Source organism: Sphingopyxis sp. (assembly GCF_035686825.1).
Lineage (GTDB): Bacteria > Pseudomonadota > Alphaproteobacteria > Sphingomonadales > Sphingomonadaceae > Sphingopyxis.
The window spans coordinates 354,800-380,670 of record NZ_DASRYZ010000004.1; the positions used below are offsets into that span (position 1 = coordinate 354,800).

Here is a 25,871-nt window from a genome sequence, read left to right on the forward strand (position 1 = left end):
CCGGTTCCCCCGTGCCTTCAAATATCGGAACGGCCTGTCAGCCGCCCGTTGCACTCATGTGACGCGCGACCGCCGGTTTGGACTCTCGTTCGATATGAAAGTCATGCGCGCGGGGTTTGCCAGCCAACGCGGCATCAATCAAGCCGTCGACATCGCCTTCATCGCGCAGGGCGGCGCGCAGGTCGACATGATCGTCCTGGCCGAGGCACATATAGATGCGGCCCTCGACGGTCAGGCGAATGCGGTTGCACGTCGCGCAGAAATTGTCGCTGAGCGGCGTGATCAGGCCGAGCGTCACCGGGCTGCCCTCGACAGCGAAATAGCGCGCGGGGCCGCCGGTCCGTTTGTCGACCGGATAGATGGCGCGCGTTTCGCGCAGCGGCGCGATGAAATGGTGGATCGGGATATAGTGATCGCTGCGGTCGCCTTCGACCTCGCCGAGCGGCATCGTCTCGATCAAGGTGAGATCGCAGCCGGTCGCGGCGCAATAGTCGAGCATCGGGAGCAGCTGGTCCTCGTTGAGACCCGCGAGCGCGACCATGTTGATCTTGATCGCCAGCCCGGCCGCGCGCGCCGCGTCGATGCCGCGCAGCGCGACATCGAGATCGCCGACGCGCGTGATATGCCGGAACGCCGCCGGATCGAGCGTGTCGAGGCTGACGTTGATCCGGCGCACCCCCGCCGCCGCCAGCATCGGCGCATGTTCGGCGAGCCGCATCGCATTGGTGGTCAGCGTCAGTTCGTCGAGGCCGTGGCCGATCAGCGCGCCGAGGCGCATCGCAAGCGTATCGATGCCGCGCCGCACGAGCGGTTCGCCGCCCGTCAGCCGGATGCGGCGGACGCCGCGTGCGACGAAACGGGTCGCCAGTTCGGCCATTTCCTCGATGCTCAGCACCGCCGATTTGGGCAGGAAGGTCATGTCTTCGGCCATGCAATAACGGCAGCGCAGGTCGCAGCGATCGGTAACCGACAGGCGCAAGTAACTGATCCGCCGGCCAACTCCGTCGATCAGGGGCGCCCGCGACGCGGCGCGATGAGATAATGGGACAGCCACGGACATATTGTGGTGCAAAAGGCACGAGCTTGGCAAGGAAAGCCTGCTAGGAAAGCGCGATGAATCGCCTGTCCGAATCCCTTTCCGCCTGTGTTCGCAAACTCGAAGCCCTGCATGCTCGGCACGATGCCGACGCGGGCGTCATTCTGGTCCAGGTCGACCAGATGGCGCGCATCAACAACAGCGCCGGGACGGCGACGGGCGATTCGGTGCTCGACGAAATCGGGCGGCGGCTCGAAAATTTCGCGAGCGACGAATTCGGTCAGGGGTCGTGCGTCGACCGGCTCGACGGTCCGCGCTTCCTGATCGTGCCCGCGACGCCGCTGTCGCTCGGGGCACTCCGCGCTCAGGAACGCGCGCTGCACGTCGCGCTCGCCGAGCCGATCGTCGGCGATCCGAATGGCCGCCTGTCGATCCGCATCGCCGCCGCGCTGATCACGCGCGACGAATCGGTCGCCGAACAATTGCGCGCGGCCGGCGATCAGCTCGCGCGGCCGGCTTCGGCGCGCGACGGGGTGATGGTCCACGCCGCGCTGTCGCGGAACGAGGTCGTGATCCATTATCAGCCGCAATATGACGTCGCGACCGGCGCGATGACCGGCGTAGAAGCATTGCTGCGCTGGCAGCACCCCGAACTCGGCCTGCTCGGCGCCGGACCGCTGGTGACCGCGGCGCGCGCGGCGCGGCTCGAATGCGAGCTTACCGAACATGCCCACCGCGTCGCGCTCGCCGAAATGGCGACATGGCCCAAGGCGCTCGCCAAGCTGCGCGTTTCGCTCAACATCACCGCCGCCGACCTCGGCGACCCCGAATTCGCCGGGCGCTTCGCGGCGATGGCCAAGGACGCAAAGGTCGATCCCGACCGGCTGACGCTCGAACTCACCGAACAGGCGATGCTGAGCGATCCCGCGAGCGCCGCCGACCAGCTGGCGCAGATCCGCGCGCTCGGCGTCGCGGTCGCGATCGACGATTTCGGGACCGGCTATTCCAGCCTGTCGCTGCTCGCGCGCCTGCCGATCGACTATCTCAAGATCGACAGCGGTTTTACGCGGACGATCGACGGCAGCGACCGCGACCGCATTGTCGTCCGCGCGATCGTCGACCTCGCGCGCGCTCTCGGGCTGCTGGTAGTGGCCGAGGGGATCGAGAATGAGCGTCAACTGGCCCGATTGACCGAGCTGGGGGTTGCGACCTGGCAGGGATTTTTGAAGTCGGGGCCGGTCCCGGCCCGCGATCTGGCGGCGCTGCTTTAGACGGTCGGCCGCGCGACTGCGGCGGGCACGCGCGCAGCGTTAACGCGCCTTTCAACCTTCGATCTTATGCGCGGCGCGGGGGTTTTATGGCCGTCGCACGACATGGCACGACGATATTGGACGCAATGCACGGCGATCGATTCGCCGACGCCTATCCGCTCGCGTCGGCGACGCTGCGCCATCGGCTTGCCGATCACCCGCTGTTCACGCTACCCGCACTCGCCGACGCCGCGGAGGAGCTTCCCGCAAGCGATGTCGAACGGCGTGTCGCCGATGCCGCCAACGGCGGCGATTTCGCGATGGCGAGCGCCGGGGAGGCCAGTGTCGCCGACAGCGTGCGGGCGATCGCAACCGGTTGCCTATGGGTCATGCTGCGCGGAATCGAGCGGCTGCCGCGTTATCGCGAGGTGCTGCACCCGCTGATGGCGGACCTCGATGGGGCGATCGTTCCGCGAACCGGGACCAGACGCTCGCTCCGTGCGTTCATCTTCGTCTCCGCCCCGGGCACTCTGACGCCATTTCACTTCGACGCCGAGTATAATATCCTGTTCCAGATCGCGGGCGACAAGGCGTTCGCAACCTATCCGCCATCGCCGCCGTTCCTGTCGCTCACCAACCGCGAGGCGCATCACCGGGCGGGCGAAAATATGCTGCCATGGCGGCCCGAGTTCGAGGCGGCGGCAACGATACACGATTTGGCGCCGGGCGATGCGCTCTATGTTCCCTATTCGGCGCCGCACTGGGTGCGCGCGGGCGCGTCGGCGTCGATTTCGCTGTCGGTGACCTGGCAAAGCGACTGGAGTCTTGCGGCGGCGGATGCGCTGGCGGTCAACCCGCTGCTGCGCCGGATCGGCCTTGGCGCATCGCGTCCACCGGCCTGGCCGGAGCGACCGCGACTGCGCGCGCTTGCCGCGCGCGCCGCGCGGCGCGTGGGTTTGCTATGATCCACCATGATTTCGCCAGCGACCTCCGCGCCGGGATTGCGGCGGCGGGCGAGGCGGTGACCGCGAACGGCGGCGACACCGTCCGGCTGCTGCGCTGGGCCGACCTTGGCCCATGCGACCACGCCCGCTGGGCGCAATTGTCGGACCGGGCGGGGGCAGCGAACGTCTTTGCCCAGCACTGGTTCATGGACGCCGCGCTGCGTCATTGCGCGGCACCCGACGATGTCCGCATCGCCATAGCCGCCGACGCGGCGGGACGCTGGATCGGGTTGTTGCCGCTGGTCCGCGCGCCGCGCTTCGGGCGCTGGCCGGTTGCGAATTGGCGGACGTGGACGGCGACCAACCAGTTTCTGGGCGCGCCTTTGGTGTTGCCGCACGCCGCTTTCCGCTTCTGGTGCCTGTTGCTCGATTATTTCGATGCGCATGCCGACGGGGCGCTGCTGATCCATTGTCACCAGTTCGCCGCCGACAATCCGGTTGCCGCCGCGCTTGTCGGCCTGTGCGCCGATGACCGGCGGCCGCTGCATCTTGTCAATCGCTTCGACCGCCCGGCCCGCCGGCCCGGAAGCGAGGCGCCGCCCGACGCCAAGGCGGCGTCGCGCGCGCGCAGCCTGGCGCGGCGGCTCGAACGCGATCATGGCCCGGTGCGATACGAGATGCTGGGCAAGGGCGACGACGCGCAGCCGTGGATCGATGCCTTCCTCGCGCTCGAAGGCGCGGGGTGGAAAGGGCGCGCGGGGAGCGCGATCGGCTGCGCGCCCGACACCGAGGCGCTGTTCCGCGATGTGATGCGCGAAGGGCAGCGGCGCGGCCAGCTTCGTATCGCGCGGTTGACGACCGCTGGCGGCGTGGCCGCGATGTCGAGCTGGTTCGTTTCCGGGAAACGCGGGTTCGGATTCAAGATGACCTATGACGAAGCACTGCGAAGCTATGCGCCGGGGTTGTTGCTGATGCGCTATGTCGCCGAACAGGTCGGCGCCGAACCCGACATGTTCTTTGACACCTGCGCGTCGCCCGGCGCGCATAGCGGCGCGGCCTTCTGGCGCGACCGCCGCACGATGTTCGACTGCGCGATCGCCATCGGCACGCCGCGCCGTCGTCGCCTGTTTTCCGGCCTGATGCGTGCGCGCGCAGCGGTGCGACGCCGATCGGGCAAGTCGGCTGCCTAGCCGATCTGCCGCGCCAGCTTCCCCAATCCCTTCGACAGTTGCAGCGCGCCGTTGAGGCGCGCGCCGGTGCTGACCCAATCGCCGCTGACCGACAGCCTGTTGTCGGGGCGGATACGCGCGCGGCCCTTGAGCCGCTCGACATAGGCGATCAGGCCGGGGACGTTGGCGAACTGGTCGCCGTGGAAGCTGACCAGCGCGCCCTTCGTGCCGACGTCGAGCTTGGCGATGCCCGCGGCCTTCGCATTCGCCTTGATCTCCATCAGCTGGATCAGGTTCGCGGTCTCGGGTGGCAGCGGGCCGAAACGGTCGATCATCTCGGCGGCGAAGGCGTCGAGCGCGGGGCGATCTCCGGCCTCGTTGAGACGGCGATAGAGCGCCATGCGCAGCGGCAGGTCGGGGACATAATCCTCGGGGATCAGGATCGGCGCGTCGACCGTGATGACGGGGGAGAGGGCTTCGCGCGGCGGCGCGGCGCCCATGCCCTCGGCCTTGGCGACCAGAATCGCTTCTTCGAGCATCGACTGATAGAGTTCGAAACCGACCTCGCGGATATGTCCCGATTGCTCATCGCCGACGAGATTGCCCGCGCCGCGAATGTCGAGGTCGTGGCTCGCAAGCTGGAAGCCCGCGCCCAGCGTGTCGAGATCGCCGAGCAGCTTGAGCCTTTTTTCCGCCGTATCGGTGATCGCGCCGCCTTCGAGCGTGGTGAGATAGGCGTAAGCACGCGTCTTCGACCGTCCGACGCGGCCGCGGAGCTGGTAAAGCTGGGCGAGGCCGAAGCGGTCGGCGCGGTGGACGATCAGCGTGTTCGCGCTCGGAATGTCGAGCCCGCTTTCGACGATCGTCGTCGAGACGAGCACGTCATATTTGCGGTCGTAGAAGGCGCTCATCCGCTCCTCGACCTCGCCCGGCGCCATCTGGCCGTGCGCGACGACATATTTGATCTCGGGCACGCGGGTGCGCAGGAATTCCTCGATGTCGGGCAGATCCTTGATCCGCGGGGTGACGAAGAAGCTCTGCCCGCCGCGATCATGTTCGCGGAGCAGCGCCTCGCGGATCACGACCGGATCCCATGGAGCCACATAAGTCCGCACCGCGAGGCGGTCGACCGGCGGGGTCTGGATCACGCTGAGTTCGCGAAGGCCCGACATCGCCATCTGCAACGTGCGCGGGATCGGCGTCGCGGTCAGCGTCAGCACATGGACGTCGGTCTTGAGCTGCTTCAGCCGCTCCTTGTGGACGACGCCGAAGCGCTGTTCCTCATCGACGATGACGAGGCCGAGGTTCTTGAACTCGACCGCCTTCGCGATCACCGCATGGGTGCCGACGACGATGTCGATCTGGCCGCTCGCCAGCCCGTCGCGCGCCTTTTGCGCCTCGGCGGCGGGAACGAGGCGCGACAGGCGGCCGATGTTGACCGGGAAGCCTTTGAAGCGCTCGACGAAATTGGTGAAATGCTGGCGCGCGAGCAGGGTGGTCGGGACAACCACCGCGACCTGAACCCCCGCCATCGCCGCAACGAAGGCGGCGCGAAGGGCAACCTCGGTCTTGCCGAAGCCGACGTCCCCGCAGACGAGCCGGTCCATCGGGCGCCCCGACGCCATATCGGCAAGCACGTCGCCGATCGCGCGGTCCTGATCGTCGGTTTCCTGATAGGGGAAGCGGTCGGCGAACGCCGGGTAGGCGGCATCCTGCGCGAGCAATTCGCCCGAACGCAGCGCGCGCTGCGCCGCGGTCGCGAGCAGTTCGCCCGCGATCTCGCGGATGCGCTCCTTCATCCGCGCCTTGCGGCGTTGCCATGCCTCGCCGCCCAATTTGTCGAGCCCGACGCCCTCGCTCTCGCCGCCGTAGCGCGACAGTACGTCAAGATTTTCGACCGGAACGTAGAGCTTGTCGCCGCCCGAATAAGTGAGCGCGACGCAGTCGTGCGGGCTGCTCCCCACCGGAATCTGGGTCAGCCCCTCATAGCGGCCGATGCCATGATCGAGGTGGACGACGAGGTCGCCGACGCTGAGCGTCGCGAGTTCGGCGAGGAAGGCGTCGGCGCTCTTGCGGCGCTTCTGGCGGCGGACGAGGCGCTCGCCGAGAATATCCTGTTCGGTGAGCAGGCTGATCGCGTCGGAGGCGAAGCCATGGTCGAGTGGCAGGACGACCATCGCGGTCGCGCCGCCGCTGTCCGTCGACGCGGTGCCGAGCGCGTCCTGCCAACTATCGGCGGGCGCGAGCGAGGTGACGCCATGGTCGCGGAGCAGCCCCGACAGGCGCTCGCGCGCGCCGCCCGAATAGCTTGCGATGATCGTGCGGCGGCCCTTGCGCCGTTCGTCGCTCAGATGGTCGGCGACCTTCGCATAGACATTTTCGTCGGCGGTCCGCTCGGGGGTGAAATCGCGCGCGGCGAAACTTTCGAGGTCGACGACCGTTGCCGACGGGGGCACGTCGAACGGTGTGACGATATGAATCGGGCGTTCTTTGGCCGCCCCGGCCCATTGCCCTTCGGTCAGGTAGAGCGTCTCGGGCGCAAGCGGGCGATAGCTCCCCGGCGATTCGCGCTCGGCGGCAACGCGGTTGGCATGATAGTCGGCGATCGCGGCGAAGCGCGTATCGGCGGTCGCCTCGGTGCGGTGGCCGCGTAGCACCGGCGTGTCCGGATCGATATGGTCGAACAAGGTCGCCAGCCGTTCCTCGAACAAAGGCAGCCAATGATCCATTCCCGCCTGCCGCCGCCCGTCGCTGACCGCCTGATAGAGCGGATCGCCGGTCGCCTGCGCCCCGAACAGCTCGCGATAGGCCGAGCGGAAACGCTTGATCGTCGCCTCGTCGAGCAGCGTTTCGGACGCGGGGAGCAATTGTAGCGCCTTGGCGGGGCCGAGGCTGCGCTGGTCGGCCGGGTCGAAACGGCGGATGCTCTCGATCTCGTCGCCGAAGAAATCGACGCGCAGGCCGTTTTCCTCGCCCGCCGGAAACAGGTCGAGAATGCCGCCACGCACCGCGAACTCGCCCTGGTCGGCGACGGTGTCGACGCGGCTGAAGCCGTTCGAGACGAGCAGTTCGGCGAGCGCGTCGCGGTCGATCCGCTGCCCGGGCGCGAGCGTCGTCGCGAGCTGGCGGATACGGAACGGCGTCAGCGTGCGCTGGGTGATCGCGGCAACGGTGGTGAGGATCAGCTCGCCGCGCTTCGCAGGTAGTTGCAGCGCCGAGAGCGTCGCGAGCCGGTCGGCGCTGACCCGCATCGACGGGCCGGCGCGGTCATAGGGCAGGCAATCCCAGGCGGGAAAGCGATGGACGATCAGGTCGGGCGCGAAGAAGGGCGCGGCATCGGCGACCGCCTGCATCGCCGCATCGTCGGTCGCGACATAGACGAGACGCCTGTCGCTGGCGCGCGCGAGATCAGCGAGCAGCAGCGGCAGGAAACCGTCGGCGGTGCGCGCCAGCGTCAGCGGCGCCGACGCCGATCCGATCGCGGCGAAAATGTCGGCGGCGGGGCGGGTCATGGCAGTGGGATATAGTCCAGTCGGCGCATCGCGGCGATCATCTCGGGCCGGTCGAGATGCGCGGGCGGTTCGCCGGTGCCGAGCGCCCACGCCATGATGTCGACGTCGTCTTCCTCGACGACGATTTCGAACCACCCGATCTCTTCCTCGCTCCACTCCGCCGAATAGCGGTCGAAGAAGCCGCCGATCATATAATCGGCCTCGCGCGTACCGCGATGCCAGGCACGGAATTTCAGGCGTTTGAGGCGGTCGGTGTGCGGCACGGGAAGAATCCTGACGGCCCATGCGGCTGGGTGTGGCGCACGGGGAACAATCTCTATAGTCAGCCCAGATAGTCATGCGACCCGAGATACTCAATCCGCTCTTTGCCGCGCTGACCGACCTCAAGGGCGTCGGGCCGCAGCTTGCCAAGCCGCTGACGCGGCTCGGGCTCGAGCGCGTTGTCGATGTGCTGTTTCACCTGCCGACGGGCCTGATCTCGCGCTTCCCGGTCGACCGGCTCGATCAGGCGCAAGCCGGGCAGACGATCATTGTCGAGCTGACCGCACAGGACTACCGTCCCGGCCGATCCCCGCGCGCGCCCTTCGGGGTCGAAGCCTTCGACAGCGCGGGCGACCATGTCCGGCTCGTCTATTTCGGGCGGACCTCGGGCCTCGCACGCAAGCTCTTCCCGCTGGGCGAAAAACGCCGCGTGTCGGGCCGGCTCGACCTCTATGGCGACATGCGCCAGATCGTGCATCCCGACCATGTCGCCGAGCCCGGCGACGAGGCGGGAATCGCCGAACACGAGCCCGTCTATCCGCTGACCGAAGGGCTCACCAACGCGCGGCTGTCGCAGCTCGGCGCCGTCGCGCTCGAACGGCGCCCCGAGCTGGCCGAGTGGATCGACGCCCCCTTGCTCGCGAGTCGCGGATGGCCCGCGTGGAACGAGGCGATGGCGCGCGCCCACGCCAGCCCGCGCGACGAGGCGGCGCGCGACCGGCTCGCCTATGACGAGATTTTCGCGAGCCAGGTCGCGCTGATGCTGATCCGCCAGGGCCTCAGGACGCGCAAGGGCCGGGCGATCGTCGGCGACGGCCGACTGACCGACGCGCTCAAGCTGCCGTTCGGGCTCACCGGCGCGCAGGAGCGCGTCGGGCGCGAGATCGCGGGCGATATGGCGCAGGACACGCCGATGCTGCGCATGCTGCAAGGCGATGTCGGATCGGGCAAGACGCTTGTCGCCTTGCGCGCGATGCTCGCCGCGGTCGAGGCGGGGACCCAGGCGGTGCTGCTCGCACCGACCGAAATTCTCGCGCGCCAGCATTTCGCGACCTTGCAGCGAATGCTTGGCGGCCTTCCGGTAAACCTCGCGATCCTAACCGGGCGCGACAAGGGAAGGGCGCGCGAATCGACGCTGATGGGGCTCGCCGACGGCAGCATCGACATCCTCGTGGGCACCCACGCGATCTTCCAGCAGGCGGTGAATTACCGGGACCTCGCGCTTGTCGTCGTCGACGAACAGCATCGCTTCGGCGTCGCGCAGCGGTTGATGCTGACTCAAAAGGCGGCGCGTCCGCCGCATCTGCTCGTGATGACCGCGACCCCGATCCCGCGCACGCTGCAACTCGCCAATCATGGCGAGATGGACGTGTCGCAGATCGACGAGATGCCCCCGGGACGCACCCCGGTCGATACCCGCGTAATCTCGCTCGACCGGCTCGACGATGTCGTGGACTCGCTCGACCGCCACCTTGCGACGGGGGCGCAGGCCTATTGGGTGTGCCCGCTGGTCGCCGAGAGCGAGGGGAGCGAACTCGCGGCGGCGGAAGACCGCGCCGCGCTGCTTCGCCAGCGGCTGGGCGACGCGCGCGTTGGTCTCGTGCACGGCCGGATGAAGGGGCCCGAGAAGGACGAGGTCATGGCGCGCTTTCAGGCCGGCGAGATCGGCGTCCTCGTGGCGACGACGGTGATCGAGGTCGGGGTCGACGTGCCCGCCGCCAGCCTGATGATCGTCGAACATGCCGAGAATTTCGGACTGGCGCAGCTCCACCAGCTGCGCGGCCGCGTCGGGCGCGGCGCGGCGAAGTCAGTGTGCCTGCTGCTCCGGTCGCAAAACCTTTCAGAGACCGCGCGCGAGCGGCTGGCGCTGATGCGCGAGACGAACGACGGCTTCGTGATCGCCGAGAAGGATCTGGAGCTGCGCGGCGGCGGCGAGTTGCTCGGGCTCAAGCAATCGGGTGACGCCGACTACCGGCTCGCGACCCCCGAACAGCTCGTGCGCTTGCTACCGGTCGCGCATGACGATGCGCGGCTCTTCGTCGAGCGCGATGGCGGCATGGAGGGCGCGCGGGCCGAAGCGGTGCGCCTCTGCCTCTATCTGTTCGAGCGCGATGCGGCGGTGCCGCTGCTCAGAAGCGGTTAGTTGACGTCGCCGCGCGCGCCCATGGCGCGGATCATCGGCAGATAATCCTCGACCGAGATCGACTTGTCGAACTGCACACCGGTCTTGCCGCCCAGGGACCAGACGACCTTCGCCGCGGTGCGGCCGATGATCGGCATGCGGAACACGACGAGGTCGCCGGGTTCGAGCCCGCGCTCGAAGCGCATCAGCAGGCCGTCGGCGCTGATGTTGACGCAGGTGCACATCTCCTGCCGCCCGTCGGGCATGACGAAGGGCAGGCGGCAATAGACGTCGCTACGCGGAGCGATCCGCTGGTCGAGGCCGACATAATGGGCCTTGCTGGTGTCGATCTTGCGCATATTCGTGGACCTTGTTGATTTTGCCATGAACGATCCATCCGATTGCTGAAGAAGTGGTAAACGCTTTTGTGCGCCTTACCGCACCACAAGGCCATGTTTTTTTGATCCGAGGCTCAATGGAACCGGCGTCTCGCCGGGCTGGATCACAAACTGCGGGTCGCGAACGACCGCACCGTCGACCTTGACCGCACCCTCGTCGAGCTTGCGGCGGGCTTCCTTGTTCGACGCGGCAAAGCCGAGTTCGCGCAGCGCATCGACGACGGTGATGCCGTCCGCCGGCGCCGTCACTTGTGGAAGGTCGCCGCCGATCTGTCCCTTTTCAAAGGTTTGCGCGGCGGTGTCCGAAGCGGTCTTGGCGGCCTCTTCGCCGCGGCACATCGCGGTCGCTTCGTTGGCGAGGATCTTCTTCGCCTCGTTGATCTCGGCGCCCTCGAGCGCTTCGAGCCGCGCGATCTCGTCCAGCGGCAGGTCGGTGAAGAGCTTCAGGAATTTGCCGACGTCGCGGTCGTCGCAGTTGCGCCAATATTGCCAATAGTCAAAATGGGACAGCTGTTCGGGATTAAGCCACACCGCGCCGGCGGCGGTTTTGCCCATCTTGGCGCCCGCGGCGGTGGTCAGCAGCGGAGTCGTCAGGCCGTAAAGGTCGGCGCCGTCCATCCGGCGGCCCAGCTCCATGCCGTTGACGATATTGCCCCACTGGTCCGACCCGCCCATCTGCAGCCGCACGCCCCTATTCTTGGACAGGTGGCGGAAATCATAGCCCTGCAGGATCATGTAATTGAATTCGAGGAAGGTCATCGGCTGCTCGCGATCGAGCCGCAGCTTGACCGAATCGAAGGTCATCATGCGGTTGATCGTGAAGTGGGTGCCCACTTCCTGCAGCAGTTCGATATAGCCGAGCTGGCCGAGCCAGTCCTGATTGTCGACCATCACCGCGTCGGTCGGACCGTCGCCGAAGGTGAGGAATTGCTGGAAGATGCTGAAGATCGACGCGATGTTCGCGGCGATCGTCTCGTCCGACAGCATCTTGCGGCTCTCGTCGCGGCCCGTCGGGTCGCCGATCCGCGTCGTGCCGCCGCCCATCAGCACGACGGGCTTGTGCCCCGTCTGTTGCAGGCGGCGCAGCATCATGATCTGGACGAGGCTGCCGACGTGCAGCGACGGCGCGGTTGCGTCGAAGCCGATATATCCGGGGACGACCTGTTTCGCCGCGAGCGCATCGAGCCCTTCCGCGTCGGTCGTCTGATGGATATAGCCTCGCTCGTCGAGAAGGCGCAGCAGGTCGGATTTATAGTTCGTCATAGCGGGCGGGCGCATAACATGGGGTTTGATATTTGGATAGCATGCGCAAGGAGCTGATCTGTCACCCCGATACGCCGGCCAAGGCGGTGCGCGCGGTCGCGGTCGAGGTCAGCCTGTCGTTCGAGGATGGTTTCGCGCTGCGCTATATCGTGGGCGGATCGATCGCCGATCTCGTGCTGTCGCACGGCGAGGGTGAGTTGGTCATCGCCGACAGCGCGACCGACGGCCTGTGGGAAAGCACCTGTTTCGAGGCGTTCCTGACCGAGGAAGGCCAGCCCGACTATACCGAATTCAACTATAGCCCCGACGGGCGCTGGGCCTGTTACCAATTCGACGATTATCGCTCGCTGCTGCGTTCCGACGAACTCGCGCCGTGGGAAATGGTCGCCGAGCGCGGCGAGCAAAGCTATGCGCTGCGCATCGAGCCCGGCATCTTCCCCGACATCGGCGCCAAGCTCGCGCTGTCCGCGGTGATCGAGGAACTCGACGGCACCAAAAGCTATTGGGCGCTCGCCCACCCGCCGGGCAAGCCCGACTTCCATCATCCCGATTGCTTTGCCCTGACGCTTGAGGCACGCGGGCGGGCATGACGACGCTTTTCGGTATCGACCGCCTGCTCGCCGACCCGGCTTTGCGCAAACCGCTCGAAGGCAAGCGCGTCGCGTTGCTCGCGCATCCCGCCTCGGTCACTGCCGACCTGACGCACAGCCTCGACGCGCTCGTCGCGGCCGGGGTCAACGTCACCGCGGTGTTCGGGCCGCAGCACGGCGTGCGCGGCGACCTGCAGGACAATATGATGGAGTCGCCCGACTTCACCGACCCGACCTATGGCATGCCGGTGTTCAGCCTGTACGGCGAGCTGCGGCGGCCGTCGGGCCAGTCGATGCAGACATTTGATGTCATGCTCGTCGACCTGCAGGACCTTGGTTGTCGCATCTACACCTATGTCACGACCCTGCTCTACATCCTCGAAGCCGCCGCGGCGCACGGCAAGGCGGTGTGGGTGCTCGACCGCCCCAACCCGGCTGGTCGCCCCGTCGAGGGCACGCGGCTTCTGCCCGGCTGGGAAAGCTTCGTCGGCGCGGGGCCGATGGTGATGCGTCACGGGCTGACGATGGGCGAGATCGGGCATTGGTTCGTCCGTCACTTCGGGCTCGACGTCGATTATCGCGTGATCGAAATGGAGGGGTGGGAGCCCGAAGGGCCCGGCTTCGGCTGGCCGACGGAGCGGGTATGGATCAACCCGAGCCCCAACGCCGCGAACCTCAACATGGCGCGCGCCTATGCGGGCACGGTGATGGTCGAAGGCGCGACCTTGAGCGAGGGCAGGGGCACGACCCGCCCGCTCGAACTCTTCGGCGCCCCCGACATCGACGCGCGCGCGGTGATCGCCGAAATGCAGCGGCTCGCGCCCGAATGGCTCGCCGGGTGCAAGCTGCGCGACATCTGGTTCGAACCGACCTTCCACAAGCATATGAAGCAGCTCAACAGCGGCGTGCATATCCATGCCGAAGGCGAATGGTACGACCATGCCGCCTTCCGCCCGTGGCGCGTGCAGGCGCTGGGGTTCAAGGCGATCCGCGCGCTCTATCCTTATTATCCGATCTGGCGCGGTAAGGATTTCAAGTACGAATATACCGACGATGTGCTCGCGATCGACGTGATCAACGGCGGTCCGGGCCTGCGCGAGTGGGTCGACGATGCGGGCGCGGCGCCGGGCGATCTCGACGCGCTCGCGCTGCCCGACGAGGCGGGGTGGCGCGAGGAAATCGCCGACCTGCTGCTTTACAAGTGAGGGGAATGACGATGCACCGGCGGCAATTTCTGGGAACCGCGGCGCTGACCGGGCTGGCTGCGAGCTTGCCGGTATCGGCGCTTGCAGCGGACACGGCGGGTCTGCCGAACCTCGCCGCCAAAGCCGTCCCCATCGGCAAGGCCGAGCGCATGGCGCGCATCGCGAAAGCGAAGCAGTTGATGCGCGCGAACGACATCGGCGCGCTGCTGATCGAGCCCGGCTCGAGCCTCATCTATTTCACCGGGGTGCATTGGTCGCGCAGCGAGCGGCTGACCGCCGCGGTGCTGACGCGCGAAGGCGAGATCGCGGTCGTTACGCCCTTTTTCGAGGAGCCATCGGTGCGCGAAAGTCTCGCGATCGATGCCGAGGTGCTGACATGGAACGAGGATGAGAATCCGCTCGCCGCGGTCGCAGCTTGGCTCGGCAAGCGCGGCCTCGCCAAGGGCCGGATCGGGGTCGAGGAGACGGTGCGCTATTTCGCCGTCGACGGGCTCGAAAAGGCGATGCCGCAGGCGACCGTCGTCAATGGCGCGCCCGTCGTGCGCGGGTGCCGCATGCACAAGTCGCCCGCCGAAATCGCGCTGATGCAGATCGCCGCCGACATCACGCTCGCCGCCTATCGCCACACCGCGCCGCGCATCGAGGCGGGGATGAGGCCCGCCGACATCGGCGCGATCATGGCCGCGGCGACCGCCGCGCTCGGCGGCAAGAGCGAGTTCGAACTGATCCTGCTCGGCGAAGCGAGCGCCTATCCGCACGGGTCGGGCAAGCCGCAGGCGGTCAAAGAGGGCGAAGTCGTGCTGATGGACTGCGGCGCGACGGTCCATGGTTATCAGTCGGATATTTCGCGCAGCTTCGTCCATGGTAAGGTGAGCGCGCGGCAACGGCAGGTGTGGGACCAGATGCGCAAGGGGCAGGACGTCGCCTTCGCCGCGGCGAAGCTCGGGACGCCGGCGGGCCGGGTCGATGATGCCGTGCGCGCCTATTATGAAAGCCTCGGCTGGGGGCCCGGCTACAAGCTGCCCGGCACCTCGCATCGCACCGGCCACGGCATCGGGCTCGACGGGCACGAGCCGGTCAATCTCGTGCGCGGCGAAACGACGAAGCTCGCGCCGGGCATGTGTTTCTCGAACGAACCCGGCATCTATATCCCCGGCGAATTTGGCATTCGCTTGGAGGATTGTTTCTACATGACCGACAGCGGGCCGAAATGGTTCAGCGAGCCGCCGCCGTCGATCGACAAGCCCTTCGGTTAGCTGGGCGCCTTCGGTCGCTGGACCAAACTGACAAGTACGAACGAGATGATCATCAGCAAATACCAGCTGCCCAGCTTTTCGAGTCCGACCATGTGCCACCCGTCGTCCTGACTGGGGTAGGTCCAGGCGCGCGCGAAGGTGCCGATATTCTCGGCGAACCAGATGAACAGCGCGACGAGGCCCCAGCCGACGAGCAGAGGCATGCGGCGGTGGACGTGGAGCGGGCGGAACCACACCTGACAGCGCCAGAAGAGCAAGGCGGTCGCCGCGAACAGGAACCAGCGGATGTCGTAAACCCAGTGGTGCGCGAAGAAATTGACATAGATCGCCGCCGCGAGGGCATAGCTCGTCCAGATGGGCGGATAGCCCGTGTAGCGGAAGTCGAAGATGCGCCAGACGCGCGCGATATAGCTGCCCACCGCGGCATACATGAAGCCCGAGAAGAGCGGGACGGCACCGATATGGAGCAGGCTCGCTTCGGGATATTGCCACGACCCGGCGGCGGTCTTGAACAGCTCCATCACCGTGCCGACGATGTGAAAGATCAGGATGACGAGCGCTTCCTTCGGCGTTTCGAGCCGGAAGGCGAGCATGCCGAGCTGGATCAGCACCGCGCCGATCGTGATCGCGTCATAGCGGTGGAGCGGCGCATCGTCGGGCCAGAAGAGATGCGTGCCGAGCAGCAGCGCGAGCATCAGCCCGCCGAACAGGCACGCCCAGCCCTGCTTGAAGCCGAAGACGATAAATTCGAGGCACCAGCCGCGCGGTCCGGGCTCGACCGCCATCGCCTCGAGCCGCGAGCGGACGGCGTGGAAGCGGCTGTGGCCGCGCGCCGGATCAGACATGGATGGCGACCCAGGCGATCAGCATCGCGGCGGGCAGCAGCAGCGCCTGCGCGAGGACCGTGCCCGCAAGACGGCTCAGCGAGATGAAGGTGATCGCGCGGCGGAAATCAGCCTCGTCGACTTTGCCCTCGACCGCGTCGTCGGTCATTACCGACAGTTGCGGATCGATGAAGGCGAAGAGCAGGATCGTCGCGAAGCCGTTGATCAGCGCCGAGAGCTGCGATGCGGTCACGCGGAATTCGGGCGCAAGATAGCCGGCGTAGAGCGAGGCGACGACGCCGACGGCGAGCAGCGATTGCGCGAGGCAATTGGCGATCAGCACGCCCCAGCCGATCCCCTTTGGCATCTTCCAGCTCTTCAGATGCGAAAGGCTCGGGAACGTCAGCGACCGTCCCAAGGTCCTGAGGCCGCTCGGGCTCGCGGCTTTCAGTGCCAGCTTCGTTGTCGAGCGGTTATTCTGGTACCAGCCGATCGCCGCCGCGAACATGCGCTGCCCCGTGGGCACGAGCAAAATGCCGATCAGCGTCGCGACGCTCGCCGCGGCGAGCACGAGCTGCATATCGATGAACAGCGAGGCGCCGCTGCCGTCATGGATGCGCGTTTCGATCCGTTTGGCGAGGAAGGGACCCAGAAAGCTGTTCGAGGTACGCGAGAAGAGCACGAGGATGTTGAACAGCGCGAACGACATAGCAATCCGCCGCGTCCGCACCCCGGCGATGCGCGCCGCATAAGCGAGCGCGCCGATCAGGTTGATGAAGCCGGTAAGGAGGAGAATGGTGAGGAGGGGGAGGTCGAACATCGACCGTGTCTTTCCGTTAAGTCGTCCTCTTTCCCGTTTGCCCTGAGCTTGTCGAAGGGCCGTTCTTCTTCAAGCGTCGAAGAAAGAACGGTGCTTCGACCGGCTCAGCACGAACGGACAAGGGGGAAGCGAAGAATTTGATCGACGTTGCTAACGCGCGCCGCCGCGCCGTCAATGTTTTCGCGTCAGCTCGCGCATCGCATCGTCGAGCCCGGCGAGGGTCAGCGGGTACATGCGGTCGTTCATCAGCTGTTTGATCAGCTTCACCGACTGGGTGTAGCCCCAATGCGCCTCGGGCACCGGGTTCAGCCACACCGCGGCGGGGTAGACATGGGTGATGCGCTGGAGCCAGACCGCGCCCGATTCCTCGTTGAAATGCTCGACGCTGCCGCCCGGATGGGTGATTTCATAGGCCGACATCGACGCGTCGCCGACGAAGATCACTTTGTAATCATGGCCATATTTGTGGAGGATATCCCACATCTGGTGGCGTTCGGACCAGCGGCGCCTGTTGTCCTTCCACACGCCCTCGTACGGGCAATTGTGGAAATAGAAGAATTCGAGATTCTTGAATTCGGTCGTCGCGGCACTGAAGAGTTCTTCGCAGAGCTTGATGAACGGGTCCATCGATCCGCCGACGTCGAGGAAGAGCAGCAGCTTGACCGCGTTGCGCCGTTCGGGACGCATCTGGATGTCGAGCCAGCCCTGCCGCGCGGTGCCGTCGATCGTGCCCGGAATGTCGAGTTCGTCCGCCGCGCCCTCGCGCGCAAACTTGCGCAGGCGGCGGAGCGCGATCTTGATGTTGCGGGTGCCGAGTTCCTTGGTGTTGTCGAGATTCTGGAACTCGCGCTTTTCCCAGACCTTCAGCGCGCGCTTGTGCTTGCTCTCGCCGCCGATCCGCACGCCTTCGGGGTTATAGCCCGAATTGCCGAAGGGCGAAGTGCCGCCGGTACCGATCCACTTGCTGCCGCCCTCGTGGCGCTTCTGCTGTTCCTCGAGCCGCTCCTTCAGCGTCTCCATGATCTTGTCCCAGTCGCCGAGCGACTCGATCGCCGCCATTTCCTCAGGCGTCAGGAATTTCTCGGCGACCGCCTTCAGCCAGTCCGCCGGGACGTCGACCGGATTCTGGCCGTAATCGGAAATAATGCCCTTGAAGACCTTGTTGAACACCTGGTCGAAACGGTCGAGCTGACCCTCGTCCTTCACATAGATCGCGCGGCTGAGATAATAGAATTGCTCGGGGCTGCGATCGATCACCTCGTGGTCGAGCGCCTCCAGCAGCATCAAATGCTCTTTCAGGCTGGCGGGAATGCCCGCGGCGCGAAGCTCGTCGAGAAAGCCGAAAAACATGGGGAAGAACTATCCTGTCGCGGCGGCGGGTGCAATCACTTTACGTTTACGGAAAGTGCGGCCGGATTGACGCCCCGTTAACCAATCTCCGGCATAGCTTTTCGATCATTCAGGGACGTGGGCAAGCCAATGAAATATGATCCGATCAACCCGGCGGAGCCGATCCTCGACCAGTCGGTGGCGAGCGACTGCGGCGAGCTGGCCGTCGGGTGCAGCGACGCCGCGGGGCGGATCAAGCGCGCGACCGACCAGATGGAGCGGCAGATCGGCGAACTCGGGCGGCTTGAGGAATATGTGGTCAGCCTCGAGGCCGATCAGCGCCAGATCGCCGATTCGACCGACGAGGCGAAATTGCTGTCGGCGCGTGCTTGCGAGCAACTCGATACCGGTGCCGAGCGCGTCAACGCGGCGGTCAGCGAATTCCGCTCGGTCATCGACCTCGTCGCGCGGCTCGGCACGCATGTCACCAATTTCGCCGCGGTGATGGAGCAGGTCCAGCAGGTCAGCCAGTCGATCGAGGCGATCGCCAAGACCACCAACATGCTCGCATTGAACGCGGCGATCGAGGCCGAGCGCGCCGGCGATGCGGGGCGCACCTTCGCCGTCGTCGCGGCCGAAGTGAAGAAGCTGGCGCAGAATACGCGCGGCGCGACCGACGAGATCCGCCGCAGCATCGGCAGCCTCGCGACCGAGGCGAGCGGGCTGGTCGCCGAAATCCAGTCGGGCGTCGAACAGTCGAGCCGCGCCGAGGCGCAGTTCGAGACGATCACCGATGCGCTCCACGATGCGACACATCTCGTCGCGCTGCTCGACGACCAGAGCGACCGCATCGCGCAGTCGAGCGCGATGGTGCATGCCAATGGCGCGAAGGTGCGCGAGGCGCTCGACAGCGTCGTCTCCTCGGTGCGCGACAATAGTGCGACGCTCGACGGCACCCGCACATCAATCCTCACGATGGAGCATGTGTCGAACCGCATGTTCAACGCCGTGATCTCGGCGGGGGTCAGCCCGCAGGATTCAGCGATCGTCGCCCTCGCGGCAAAGGTGCGCGACGAATTCGTCGGCCTGGCCGAAAATGCGATCGCGCGCGGCGCGCTGACGATGGAGCAGCTTTTCGACACCAATTATGTTCGCGTGCCGAACTCGAACCCCGAACGCTTCCGTACCGGCCTCTGCGACTGGGCCGACGCCAACTGGCGTCCGCTGTTCGACCGCATCGTCGCGCAGCATCCCGAAATCAAGATGTCGTCAGCGGGCGACATGAACGGCTTTCTGCCTACGCACATCACCGATTGCTCGCGCGCGCCGACGGGCGATCTCGAACATGACACCGCGCACTGCCGCAACGGCCGGCTGCTCTATGACGAAACCGACGCCGCGGCGAAGCGCAGCACCGCGCCGTTCTTCATGACGGTCTATCGGCAGGAAGGCGACGGCGTCAATTATCTGACCGTGCGCAACGTCTATATGCCCGCGGTGATCGGCGGCCGCCGCTGGGGCGACGTCGAGGTCGCCTACCAGCTTTAATCAGAACTCACGCATCCGTTCGTATCGAGCGAAGTCGAGATACGTCTGGCGCTGGGTTTGGTCGAGCTGTCTCAGCTACCCTGACGCCGCGCCATGAAGGCGAGCTTTTCGAACAGCATCACATCCTGCTCATTCTTGAGCAGCGCGCCGTGGAGCGGCGGGATCGCTTTGCCGACGTCGCGGTTCTGGAGCACTTCGAGCGGCATATCCTCGTTGAGCAGTAGCTTGAGCCAGTCGATCAGCTCGCTCGTCGAGGGCTTTTTCTTGAGCCCCGGGACTTCCCGCACTTCGTAGAAGATATCCATCGCGCGGCTGACGAGCGTCTTCTGGATGCCGGGGAAGTGGACCTCGACGATCTCCGCCATCGTGTCGCGGTCGGGGAATTTGATATAGTGGAAGAAGCAGCGGCGCAGGAAGGCGTCGGGCAGTTCCTTTTCATTATTCGAGGTGATGACGACGATCGGGCGTTCCTTCGCGGTCACCGTCTCGTCGGTCTCATAGACATGGAACGCCATGCGATCGAGTTCCTGAAGCAGGTCGTTCGGGAATTCGATGTCGGCCTTGTCGATCTCGTCGATCAGCAGCACGGGCAGCTTGGGCGAAGTGAACGCCTCCCACAATTTGCCCTTGCGGATATAATTGCGGATGTCGTGGACGCGCTCTTCGCCGAGCTGGCCGTCGCGCAGCCGCGCCACCGCGTCATATTCATACAGGCCCTGCTGCGCCTTCGTCGTCGACTTGATGTTCCAGGTGATCAGCGGCGCGTCGAACGCCTTCGCGATTTCCTCGGCGAGCACCGTCTTGCCGGTGCCGGGCTCGCCCTTCACGAGCAGCGGGCGGCGCAGCAGCGTCGCGGCGTTGACCGCGACCTTGAGGTCGTCGGTGGCGATATAGGCGCTGGTGCCTTCGAAGCGCATCGGCTCTTTCCCTTAACGTGAACGTCAAGCGGGCATAGCGGGGGCGGGAGAGCGGTGCAAGTAAGCAGGCGTCGCCCCCGCGCAGGCGGGGGCGACGAGTTTTTTAAGGATGCGCGCGGCTTGCGGCGCGTGCGGCCATCAAATCCCAGAGGCCGCTGTGCTGGGTGATGAGCTGCTGCGCACCGAACACCATCGCGCGCTCGATCGCCGGGGTATCGGCGACCGCTGCCGCGAGCCGCGCGGTGCCCGGCAGATCGGGCAAGGTGCAGGTCGGCGGCACCAGGTCGAGCCGCAGCGCGCTGATGTCGAGCAGCACGCGAATCGTCCGCCAGTCGAGCGTCAGCGCGATCGCGGCGCCGAGCGCGCAGCCGTGGCGATCCGATTCGGCGAGCATGTCGAGCGCCTTGCGCTGCGCGGCGACGGCCGCCTCGCATTGTGCCTGGCCCTGCGTGCTCGGCACGGGGCCGACCGCCGAGGCGATCTTCGACAGGAAGGCGCGCTCCTCGACGAAGGCATCGGCGGCTTCGTCCATCCAGCGGCGCGACGCGGGGTCGACCGCCTTGCGCGCGGCATTGTCGAGGACGCCCGGATGGCGGCCATGGAGAAGGCAAAGGAAATGCACCGCGTCGGCGAGGTTGCGCATCGCCTCGGGCCCGCTCGACAGCGCGCCCGAGCGGACGTGCGGGTGCGCGCCGGTGCCGTCGCTGGCGACCAGCGCGTCGAGCAGTTCGGCGACGCCGCGCGTCGGCGCTTTGGGCTGGGGCGACTGGCTCAACGCTCGATCCTCGCTGCGGCAGGGGCGCGGATGCCCAAGCCAATGGAATGTCAGCGATCGGTCATAGGGCAACGTCGTAAACGACGCGTTTATAAGCGGGGACGGATTTGTGATCCGATTGTGTCAGTCGGGGACAGGCGAAGGAACCGGCAAGCCCCGGGGAGAAGCTTGCCGGTTCCATGCTATGGCGCCCGGGGCGCCATCGGAGCGGAAGGGCCAGACGGGGAGAGGGAATGCCCGGCCGGGACCGCTCAAGCCGCGAGTGCGAGTTCGTCGGTCTTTTCGGGGGCCTTGTCGGCTTTCGGCGCGTCGGCTTCGATCGTCGTCAGCGCGGGCTGACCGGCGGCCTTCGCGGGGAAGAGCAGCCGCGATGCGAGCACGACGAGACCGAGCGCGAAATAGGCGGCAAAGGTCTGGGCGGGGAAGAAAAAGAGCGGCGCGATGAACGCCAGGCGCAGATACAGCGGGTTGAAGCCGAAATCCTGGCCCACAGCCTCGCAGATACCGAAGAAGGTGTCGCGGCGGCGGAAGAGATTGGTGGTTTCGTTCTGCATTTTTCTGTCTTTCCCTTTGGCTGCGAGCACTGCCCCGCGCCGATGCCGGGAGCATCGCAAAGGCCGTGCCAATTTCCGCAGTCCCTCGAATTTCCGGGCTTTTTCCCGTCTCGCCCCGACGGAATGCCCGCGATTATGCGTGGATCGATTCCCAACGGGTGGGAATGATTGCCATTTGATGGGTGCCGCCTGAACCGGCGATGAAAGTCTCCGCATCGCTGTGACGTGCGCTATGTGATGAGGAAATATGAAGATTTGAAGAGCATCGGCAAAAAAAATTGTGCGATGCAGCATCGTTGTAGATATTTGGCCCGGTTCGGCTCAGGGCTCCCGGTGACGCAGGGTGCCGGCCGGGCGCGTGAAAAACATCGCTCCGACGACGCAGGCGCCGAATAGCAGGCATTCGATGCCCGATGTGGCCGTCCTGCTGGCCGGCCCGAAAACGCTCTCACCGAAAAGCGCGCCGATCGCGTCGAGCCGGAAGTGCGATTCGGGAAAGCGCCGGAGAAGGAAATCGAGGCTGCCGCCGAGAAAAGTCCCGCCCGAAAGCGAAATGGCGACGCCCGCCGCTGCGGCGACCAGTCCACCGAGGGCCGCGCTTCCCGATAGTGACAGCCTGCGGCGGCGCGCCGTCCACGCGGCGAAGCCGACGGCCGCGCCCAATATCAGGCCCTCCGATGCGCCGGTCATATCGCCCGGCGACTGGCCGAGCAGCAGCGCGAAGGCATCGAGACCGACAAGCCTCGCGATGCCGCCGGTTATGAGGCCGCCGACCGCGCCGCCCAGCACCGTCCATTGCCAGGACCCGTCGACGGCGAATTCCGCGGCCCCTATTCCGGCGCCGACCCCGGCGCCGGCGGTCAGCCCGACGATCATGTTGATCGCGAGCAGAACGAACAGGACCGACGTTCCGCCCATCGCCGGCCCGATCCCGATGCCAAGGCCGTAGAATAGGCCGCCGAGCACACCGGCGACCCCGCCGCCCACCATCGCCGCCACGCCGATCCTCAGCGCATGCGCCCACCGGTTTTGGAGAGGTGGGAGGACGGGGCGGGGGCGGGCGTCGCTCTCCACGACTTCGACCGCGCCGATGAAGCGATAGCCGTGCTTCGGGACCGTTTCGATGAACCGCGGCCGCGTGGCATCGTCGCCGAGCAAGCGCCGCAGCGCCCGAATGCATTGCGTCAGCGCCTCGTCGGTGACCGGCACGCCGCGCCACACCTCGGCCATGAAGCGATCCTTGCTGACGAGCCGTCCGCGCTCGCGTAGCAGCAGCGCCAGCGCGTCGAAATAGCGGTTGCCGAGTTCGATCGCGGCGCCCGAACGGCACAGGCTGCGGTCGGCGGGATCGACCGTGAAATCGTCGAACTGATAGCGGTCCGAATCCATTTTTCAGCAAAATCTCACGAACTGCTCATGCCGCTCATCGGCCGGCAGCGCAGGGTAGAGCCTCTAATATCAAAGGAGGCAAGTCTATGGTGAGCGATGTGCAAATGGGGTGGAATTTCTGGCGCGTGCTGCGCTGGGGGATTGCGGCGGTGCTGCTGCTGACCCCGGCGGTGATGATGCAGATCAGCGATGAGTGGAATTGGGGGCCGGCGTCCTTTGTCCTCGCCGGGGTCATGATCTGCGGCCCGATCCTCGTCTATGAGCGGACCGCGCGGTTGTGGCCCAGTCTCGCCTATCGCGGCGGTGTCGCGATGGCGCTGATCGTATCGTTCCTGCTGATCTGGATCAATCTCGCGGTCGGTATCGTCGGCGAGGATAATCCGGTCAATTTCAACTTCTTCATGCTGATATTCGCATCGGCCGTCGGCGCCTTCGCCGCGCGGTTCCAGCCGGACGGCATGGCGCGCGCGATGCTCGGCACCGCCGCGGTGCAGATGCTGCTGGCGATCGCGATCGCGACGGCGCCCTCGACGCAGCGCGAGCCCGGCGGCGCGGTGGGCACGCTGGTTTTGTGTGGCTTTTTCGCAGGCCTGTGGCTGGTCTCCGCCGCCCTGTTTCACAAGGCGAGCAAAGCCGAGCGATAAAAAAAGGCCCCGCCGAAGCGGGGCCTTTCACTTACTGGTCGAGGAAGCTGCGCATCTTGCGGCTGCGCGACGGGTGCTTCAGCTTGCGGAGCGCCTTCGCCTCGATCTGGCGAATACGTTCGCGCGTCACGCTGAACTGCTGGCCCACCTCTTCAAGGGTGTGGTCGGTATTCATCCCGATGCCGAAGCGCATGCGCAAGACGCGCTCCTCACGCGGCGTAAGCGACGCCAATACTCGCGTAACCGTTTCCTTGAGGTTCGACTGCACCGCGGCATCGACCGGGATGACGGCGTTCTTGTCTTCGATGAAATCGCCGAGGTGGCTGTCTTCCTCGTCGCCGATCGGCGTTTCGAGGCTGATCGGTTCCTTGGCGATCTTCATCACCTTGCGGACCTTTTCGAGCGGCATCGACAGGCGCTCGGCCATTTCCTCCGGCGTCGGCTCGCGGCCCGATTCGTGGAGGAACTGGCGGCTGCAGCGCACCAGCTTGTTGATCGTCTCGATCATATGGACCGGGATGCGGATCGTGCGCGCCTGATCGGCGATCGAGCGGGTGATCGCCTGCCGGATCCACCAGGTCGCATAGGTCGAGAATTTGTAGCCGCGGCGATACTCGAACTTGTCGACCGCCTTCATCAGGCCGATGTTCCCTTCCTGAATGAGGTCGAGGAACTGCAGGCCGCGGTTCGTATATTTCTTGGCGATCGAGATCACGAGGCGCAGGTTCGCCTCGACCATTTCCTTCTTGGCGATCCGCGCTTCGCGCTCGCCCTTCTGGACCATGTTCACGACGCGGCGGAATTCGGTCAGGCTCATGCCCGCCGCCTGCGCGATTTCCGAAATCTCGATGCGGATGCGGTCGACCGCGCCCGCTTCATTCTCGGCGAAGGCGGCCCATTTCTTGTCGATGCCGCTGACGCTGTCGAGCCAGTTTTCCTCGAGTTCGCGCCCGACATAATTGTCGAGGAACGACTTGCGCGGCACCTTGTGGCGCTCGGCAAGGCGCAGCATCTGGCCGCCGAGCGCGGTCAGGCGGCGGTTGTAGCTGTAGAGCTGGTCGACGAGATATTCGATCTTGGTGCCGTGGAACTGCACGCTCTCGACCTGCGCGGTCAGCTCCTCGCGCAGCTTGTGATATTTCTTCTCCGACGCCGCCGGGAATTCCTCGCCGCCCGAAAGCGATTCGAGGCGCGCGTCCTGCAGCTTCGAAAAAGCCTTGAAGCTCTTGGTGATGTTCGCGAACTTTTCGAGCGCGTCGGGCTTCAGCAGCTCTTCCATCGCGGCGAGGCTGAGCGTGTTGTCTTCCTCATCCTCTTCGAAGCTTTCGCGCTTGCCCGACGAACCTTCGCCGTCCTCGTCGTCGCCGTCGGCCGAGGGTTCTTCCTCGACCTCATCCTCGTCCTTGAACGAGACGCCGGCGGTCTTCTCGCTGATCTCGCCGTCGTCCTCGGCGCCCTCTTCCTCCAGATTCTCGGGCGCCGGGTCCTTCGAAAGCATCGCTTCGAGGTCGACGATTTCGCGCAGCTGCATGTCGCCATTGTTGAGCGCGGTCGACCAGTCGATGATCGCGTTGAAGGTCAGCGGGCTTTCGCACAGCCCGAGGATCATCGTGTCGCGGCCCGCCTCGATGCGCTTCGCGATCGCGATCTCGCCCTCGCGGCTGAGCAGCTCGACCGCGCCCATTTCGCGCAGGTACATGCGAACGGGATCGTCGGTGCGATCGACCGTTTCCTTCTTCTTCTCGATCGCCGGATTCGAAACCGATCCGGTGCCGGCCGAAACATCGACCTCGTCGTCGGTTTCCTGTTCGGCTTCTTCCTGAACATCTTCGTCGCTTTCGACGATGTTGATGCCCATGTCGGAAATCGCCGACATGATGTCCTCGATCTGCTCGGACGACATCTCGTCCTGCGGCAGCGCCGCATTGAGCTCGTCATAGGTCAGGTAACCACGCTTCTTGCCGCGCGCGATCAGCTTTTTGACGTCGGCCTCGTTGAGGTCGATCAGCGGGGCGTCGGTATCGGCTTCGGTGTTCTTGGTGGCCATCACTTCTTCCTGCCTGAA

The 25,871-nt window shown here is 65.9% G+C and carries 22 protein-coding genes; 9 read left to right on the forward strand and 13 right to left on the reverse strand.

Annotated elements, in window-relative coordinates; translation table 11 throughout:
• Nucleotides 1–37 precede the first annotated feature (37 nt).
• Complete coding sequence (gene moaA, locus VFG17_RS10455; protein WP_325029404.1) at nt 38–1,060, reverse strand: GTP 3',8-cyclase MoaA; 1,023 nt, start codon at nt 1,058–1,060, stop codon at nt 38–40.
• 53 nt (nt 1,061–1,113) lie between these two features.
• Between moaA and VFG17_RS10460 the strand changes: the two genes are divergently transcribed.
• From VFG17_RS10460 to VFG17_RS10470, 3 genes are all read left to right on the forward strand, one after another.
• Nucleotides 1,114–2,307 carry a GGDEF domain-containing phosphodiesterase gene (locus VFG17_RS10460; RefSeq protein WP_325029405.1) on the forward strand — a complete coding sequence of 398 codons (1,194 nt, stop codon included), beginning with the start codon at nt 1,114–1,116 and terminating at the stop codon, nt 2,305–2,307.
• Between the two features lie 86 nt (nt 2,308–2,393).
• Entirely contained in the window at nt 2,394–3,251 is an 858-nt protein-coding gene (locus VFG17_RS10465; RefSeq protein WP_325029406.1) for a cupin-like domain-containing protein, read from the forward strand.
• A complete protein-coding gene (locus tag VFG17_RS10470) occupies nt 3,248–4,420 on the forward strand; it encodes a GNAT family N-acetyltransferase (RefSeq protein ID WP_325029407.1) in 1,173 nt (390 codons plus the stop codon). Before VFG17_RS10465 ends, VFG17_RS10470 begins: the two co-directional genes overlap by 4 nt.
• Here the strand turns inward: VFG17_RS10470 and mfd are convergent.
• Nucleotides 4,417–7,911, reverse strand: a complete 3,495-nt coding sequence (gene mfd / locus VFG17_RS10475; RefSeq protein ID WP_325029408.1) for a transcription-repair coupling factor — start codon at nt 7,909–7,911, stop codon at nt 4,417–4,419. The two genes, VFG17_RS10470 and mfd, sit on opposite strands and share 4 nt — an antisense overlap.
• The gene (locus VFG17_RS10480) at nt 7,908–8,174 is read right to left on the reverse strand and encodes a succinate dehydrogenase assembly factor 2 (protein ID WP_325029409.1); all 267 of its coding nucleotides are present in this window, start codon (nt 8,172–8,174) and stop codon (nt 7,908–7,910) included. Before VFG17_RS10480 ends, mfd begins: the two co-directional genes overlap by 4 nt.
• A gap of 74 nt (nt 8,175–8,248) precedes the next feature.
• Here VFG17_RS10480 and recG point away from each other — a divergent pair, with 74 nt between their 5' ends.
• The gene (gene recG / locus VFG17_RS10485) at nt 8,249–10,315 is read left to right on the forward strand and encodes an ATP-dependent DNA helicase RecG (RefSeq protein WP_325029410.1); all 2,067 of its coding nucleotides are present in this window, start codon (nt 8,249–8,251) and stop codon (nt 10,313–10,315) included.
• On the opposite strand, the gene VFG17_RS10490 is transcribed toward recG, so the two are convergent.
• Together VFG17_RS10490 and tyrS are read right to left on the reverse strand one after the other, a co-directional pair.
• Complete coding sequence (locus VFG17_RS10490; RefSeq protein ID WP_325029411.1) at nt 10,312–10,653, reverse strand: PilZ domain-containing protein; 342 nt, start codon at nt 10,651–10,653, stop codon at nt 10,312–10,314. The genes recG and VFG17_RS10490 overlap by 4 nt on opposite strands.
• A 75-nt stretch (nt 10,654–10,728) precedes the next feature.
• Nucleotides 10,729–11,955, reverse strand: a complete 1,227-nt coding sequence (gene tyrS / locus VFG17_RS10495; protein ID WP_325029412.1) for a tyrosine--tRNA ligase — start codon at nt 11,953–11,955, stop codon at nt 10,729–10,731.
• Nucleotides 11,956–11,996: 41 nt separating this feature from the next.
• Between tyrS and VFG17_RS10500 the strand changes: the two genes are divergently transcribed.
• From VFG17_RS10500 to VFG17_RS10510, 3 genes are read left to right on the forward strand one after another with little or no spacing between them, the layout of a single operon-like run.
• Nucleotides 11,997–12,545 carry a DOMON-like domain-containing protein gene (locus VFG17_RS10500; protein ID WP_325029543.1) on the forward strand — a complete coding sequence of 183 codons (549 nt, stop codon included), beginning with the start codon at nt 11,997–11,999 and terminating at the stop codon, nt 12,543–12,545.
• Nucleotides 12,542–13,750 carry a DUF1343 domain-containing protein gene (locus tag VFG17_RS10505; protein ID WP_325029413.1) on the forward strand — a complete coding sequence of 403 codons (1,209 nt, stop codon included), beginning with the start codon at nt 12,542–12,544 and terminating at the stop codon, nt 13,748–13,750. Before VFG17_RS10500 ends, VFG17_RS10505 begins: the two co-directional genes overlap by 4 nt.
• A gap of 5 nt (nt 13,751–13,755) precedes the next feature.
• Nucleotides 13,756–15,006, forward strand: coding sequence for a Xaa-Pro peptidase family protein (locus VFG17_RS10510; protein ID WP_325029414.1), 1,251 nt, complete (start codon nt 13,756–13,758; stop codon nt 15,004–15,006).
• On the opposite strand, the gene VFG17_RS10515 is transcribed toward VFG17_RS10510, so the two are convergent.
• From VFG17_RS10515 to VFG17_RS10525, 3 genes are all read right to left on the reverse strand, one after another.
• Nucleotides 15,003–15,851 carry a DUF817 domain-containing protein gene (locus VFG17_RS10515; protein ID WP_325029415.1) on the reverse strand — a complete coding sequence of 283 codons (849 nt, stop codon included), beginning with the start codon at nt 15,849–15,851 and terminating at the stop codon, nt 15,003–15,005. The two genes, VFG17_RS10510 and VFG17_RS10515, sit on opposite strands and share 4 nt — an antisense overlap.
• A complete protein-coding gene (locus VFG17_RS10520) occupies nt 15,844–16,650 on the reverse strand; it encodes a lipid II flippase Amj family protein (RefSeq protein WP_325029416.1) in 807 nt (268 codons plus the stop codon). The genes VFG17_RS10515 and VFG17_RS10520 overlap by 8 nt, the downstream gene beginning before the upstream one ends.
• Nucleotides 16,651–16,821: 171 nt before the next feature.
• On the reverse strand, nt 16,822–18,000 hold the full coding sequence (locus VFG17_RS10525) for a VWA domain-containing protein (protein WP_325029417.1): 1,179 nt from the start codon (nt 17,998–18,000) through the stop codon (nt 16,822–16,824).
• A gap of 129 nt (nt 18,001–18,129) precedes the next feature.
• Here VFG17_RS10525 and VFG17_RS10530 point away from each other — a divergent pair, with 129 nt between their 5' ends.
• Complete coding sequence (locus VFG17_RS10530; protein WP_325029418.1) at nt 18,130–19,527, forward strand: methyl-accepting chemotaxis protein; 1,398 nt, start codon at nt 18,130–18,132, stop codon at nt 19,525–19,527.
• Nucleotides 19,528–19,598: 71 nt separating this feature from the next.
• Here VFG17_RS10530 and VFG17_RS10535 read toward each other — a convergent pair whose 3' ends face one another.
• The 4 genes from VFG17_RS10535 to VFG17_RS10550 form a co-directional block, all read right to left on the reverse strand.
• Nucleotides 19,599–20,444, reverse strand: a complete 846-nt coding sequence (locus VFG17_RS10535; RefSeq protein WP_056369114.1) for an AAA family ATPase — start codon at nt 20,442–20,444, stop codon at nt 19,599–19,601.
• Nucleotides 20,445–20,547: 103 nt separating this feature from the next.
• Entirely contained in the window at nt 20,548–21,219 is a 672-nt protein-coding gene (locus VFG17_RS10540; protein WP_325029419.1) for a DUF6975 family protein, read from the reverse strand.
• A 251-nt stretch (nt 21,220–21,470) separates the two neighbouring features.
• Nucleotides 21,471–21,773 carry a PspC domain-containing protein gene (locus VFG17_RS10545; RefSeq protein ID WP_325029420.1) on the reverse strand — a complete coding sequence of 101 codons (303 nt, stop codon included), beginning with the start codon at nt 21,771–21,773 and terminating at the stop codon, nt 21,471–21,473.
• Between the two features lie 321 nt (nt 21,774–22,094).
• Complete coding sequence (locus VFG17_RS10550; protein WP_325029421.1) at nt 22,095–23,162, reverse strand: transcriptional regulator; 1,068 nt, start codon at nt 23,160–23,162, stop codon at nt 22,095–22,097.
• An 89-nt stretch (nt 23,163–23,251) separates the two neighbouring features.
• On the opposite strand from VFG17_RS10550, the gene VFG17_RS10555 reads away from it, so the two are divergent.
• Complete coding sequence (locus VFG17_RS10555; RefSeq protein WP_325029422.1) at nt 23,252–23,806, forward strand: hypothetical protein; 555 nt, start codon at nt 23,252–23,254, stop codon at nt 23,804–23,806.
• A gap of 31 nt (nt 23,807–23,837) precedes the next feature.
• On the opposite strand, the gene rpoD is transcribed toward VFG17_RS10555, so the two are convergent.
• Nucleotides 23,838–25,853, reverse strand: a complete 2,016-nt coding sequence (gene rpoD, locus VFG17_RS10560; protein WP_325029423.1) for an RNA polymerase sigma factor RpoD — start codon at nt 25,851–25,853, stop codon at nt 23,838–23,840.
• Nucleotides 25,854–25,871: the final 18 nt, after the last annotated feature.

What these genes read in the sequence shown, in the direction of transcription:
- VFG17_RS10515 (WP_325029415.1), bottom strand. Translation starts at nt 15,851, where the DNA reads ATGTCTGATCCGGCGCGCGGCCACAGCCGCTTCCACGCCGTCCGCTCG.
- VFG17_RS10535 (WP_056369114.1), bottom strand. Translation starts at nt 20,444, where the DNA reads ATGCGCTTCGAAGGCACCAGCGCCTATATCGCCACCGACGACCTCAAG.
- moaA (WP_325029404.1), bottom strand. Translation starts at nt 1,060, where the DNA reads ATGTCCGTGGCTGTCCCATTATCTCATCGCGCCGCGTCGCGGGCGCCC.
- VFG17_RS10530 (WP_325029418.1), top strand. Translation starts at nt 18,130, where the DNA reads ATGAAATATGATCCGATCAACCCGGCGGAGCCGATCCTCGACCAGTCG.
- VFG17_RS10505 (WP_325029413.1), top strand. Translation starts at nt 12,542, where the DNA reads ATGACGACGCTTTTCGGTATCGACCGCCTGCTCGCCGACCCGGCTTTG.
- VFG17_RS10550 (WP_325029421.1), bottom strand. Translation starts at nt 23,162, where the DNA reads ATGGATTCGGACCGCTATCAGTTCGACGATTTCACGGTCGATCCCGCC.
- VFG17_RS10520 (WP_325029416.1), bottom strand. Translation starts at nt 16,650, where the DNA reads ATGTTCGACCTCCCCCTCCTCACCATTCTCCTCCTTACCGGCTTCATC.
- tyrS (WP_325029412.1), bottom strand. Translation starts at nt 11,955, where the DNA reads ATGACGAACTATAAATCCGACCTGCTGCGCCTTCTCGACGAGCGAGGC.
- mfd (WP_325029408.1), bottom strand. Translation starts at nt 7,911, where the DNA reads ATGACCCGCCCCGCCGCCGACATTTTCGCCGCGATCGGATCGGCGTCG.
- rpoD (WP_325029423.1), bottom strand. Translation starts at nt 25,853, where the DNA reads ATGGCCACCAAGAACACCGAAGCCGATACCGACGCCCCGCTGATCGAC.
- VFG17_RS10470 (WP_325029407.1), top strand. Translation starts at nt 3,248, where the DNA reads ATGATCCACCATGATTTCGCCAGCGACCTCCGCGCCGGGATTGCGGCG.
- VFG17_RS10490 (WP_325029411.1), bottom strand. Translation starts at nt 10,653, where the DNA reads ATGCGCAAGATCGACACCAGCAAGGCCCATTATGTCGGCCTCGACCAG.
- VFG17_RS10465 (WP_325029406.1), top strand. Translation starts at nt 2,394, where the DNA reads ATGGCCGTCGCACGACATGGCACGACGATATTGGACGCAATGCACGGC.
- recG (WP_325029410.1), top strand. Translation starts at nt 8,249, where the DNA reads ATGCGACCCGAGATACTCAATCCGCTCTTTGCCGCGCTGACCGACCTC.
- VFG17_RS10525 (WP_325029417.1), bottom strand. Translation starts at nt 18,000, where the DNA reads ATGTTTTTCGGCTTTCTCGACGAGCTTCGCGCCGCGGGCATTCCCGCC.
- VFG17_RS10510 (WP_325029414.1), top strand. Translation starts at nt 13,756, where the DNA reads ATGACGATGCACCGGCGGCAATTTCTGGGAACCGCGGCGCTGACCGGG.
- VFG17_RS10500 (WP_325029543.1), top strand. Translation starts at nt 11,997, where the DNA reads ATGCGCAAGGAGCTGATCTGTCACCCCGATACGCCGGCCAAGGCGGTG.
- VFG17_RS10545 (WP_325029420.1), bottom strand. Translation starts at nt 21,773, where the DNA reads ATGCAGAACGAAACCACCAATCTCTTCCGCCGCCGCGACACCTTCTTC.
- VFG17_RS10460 (WP_325029405.1), top strand. Translation starts at nt 1,114, where the DNA reads ATGAATCGCCTGTCCGAATCCCTTTCCGCCTGTGTTCGCAAACTCGAA.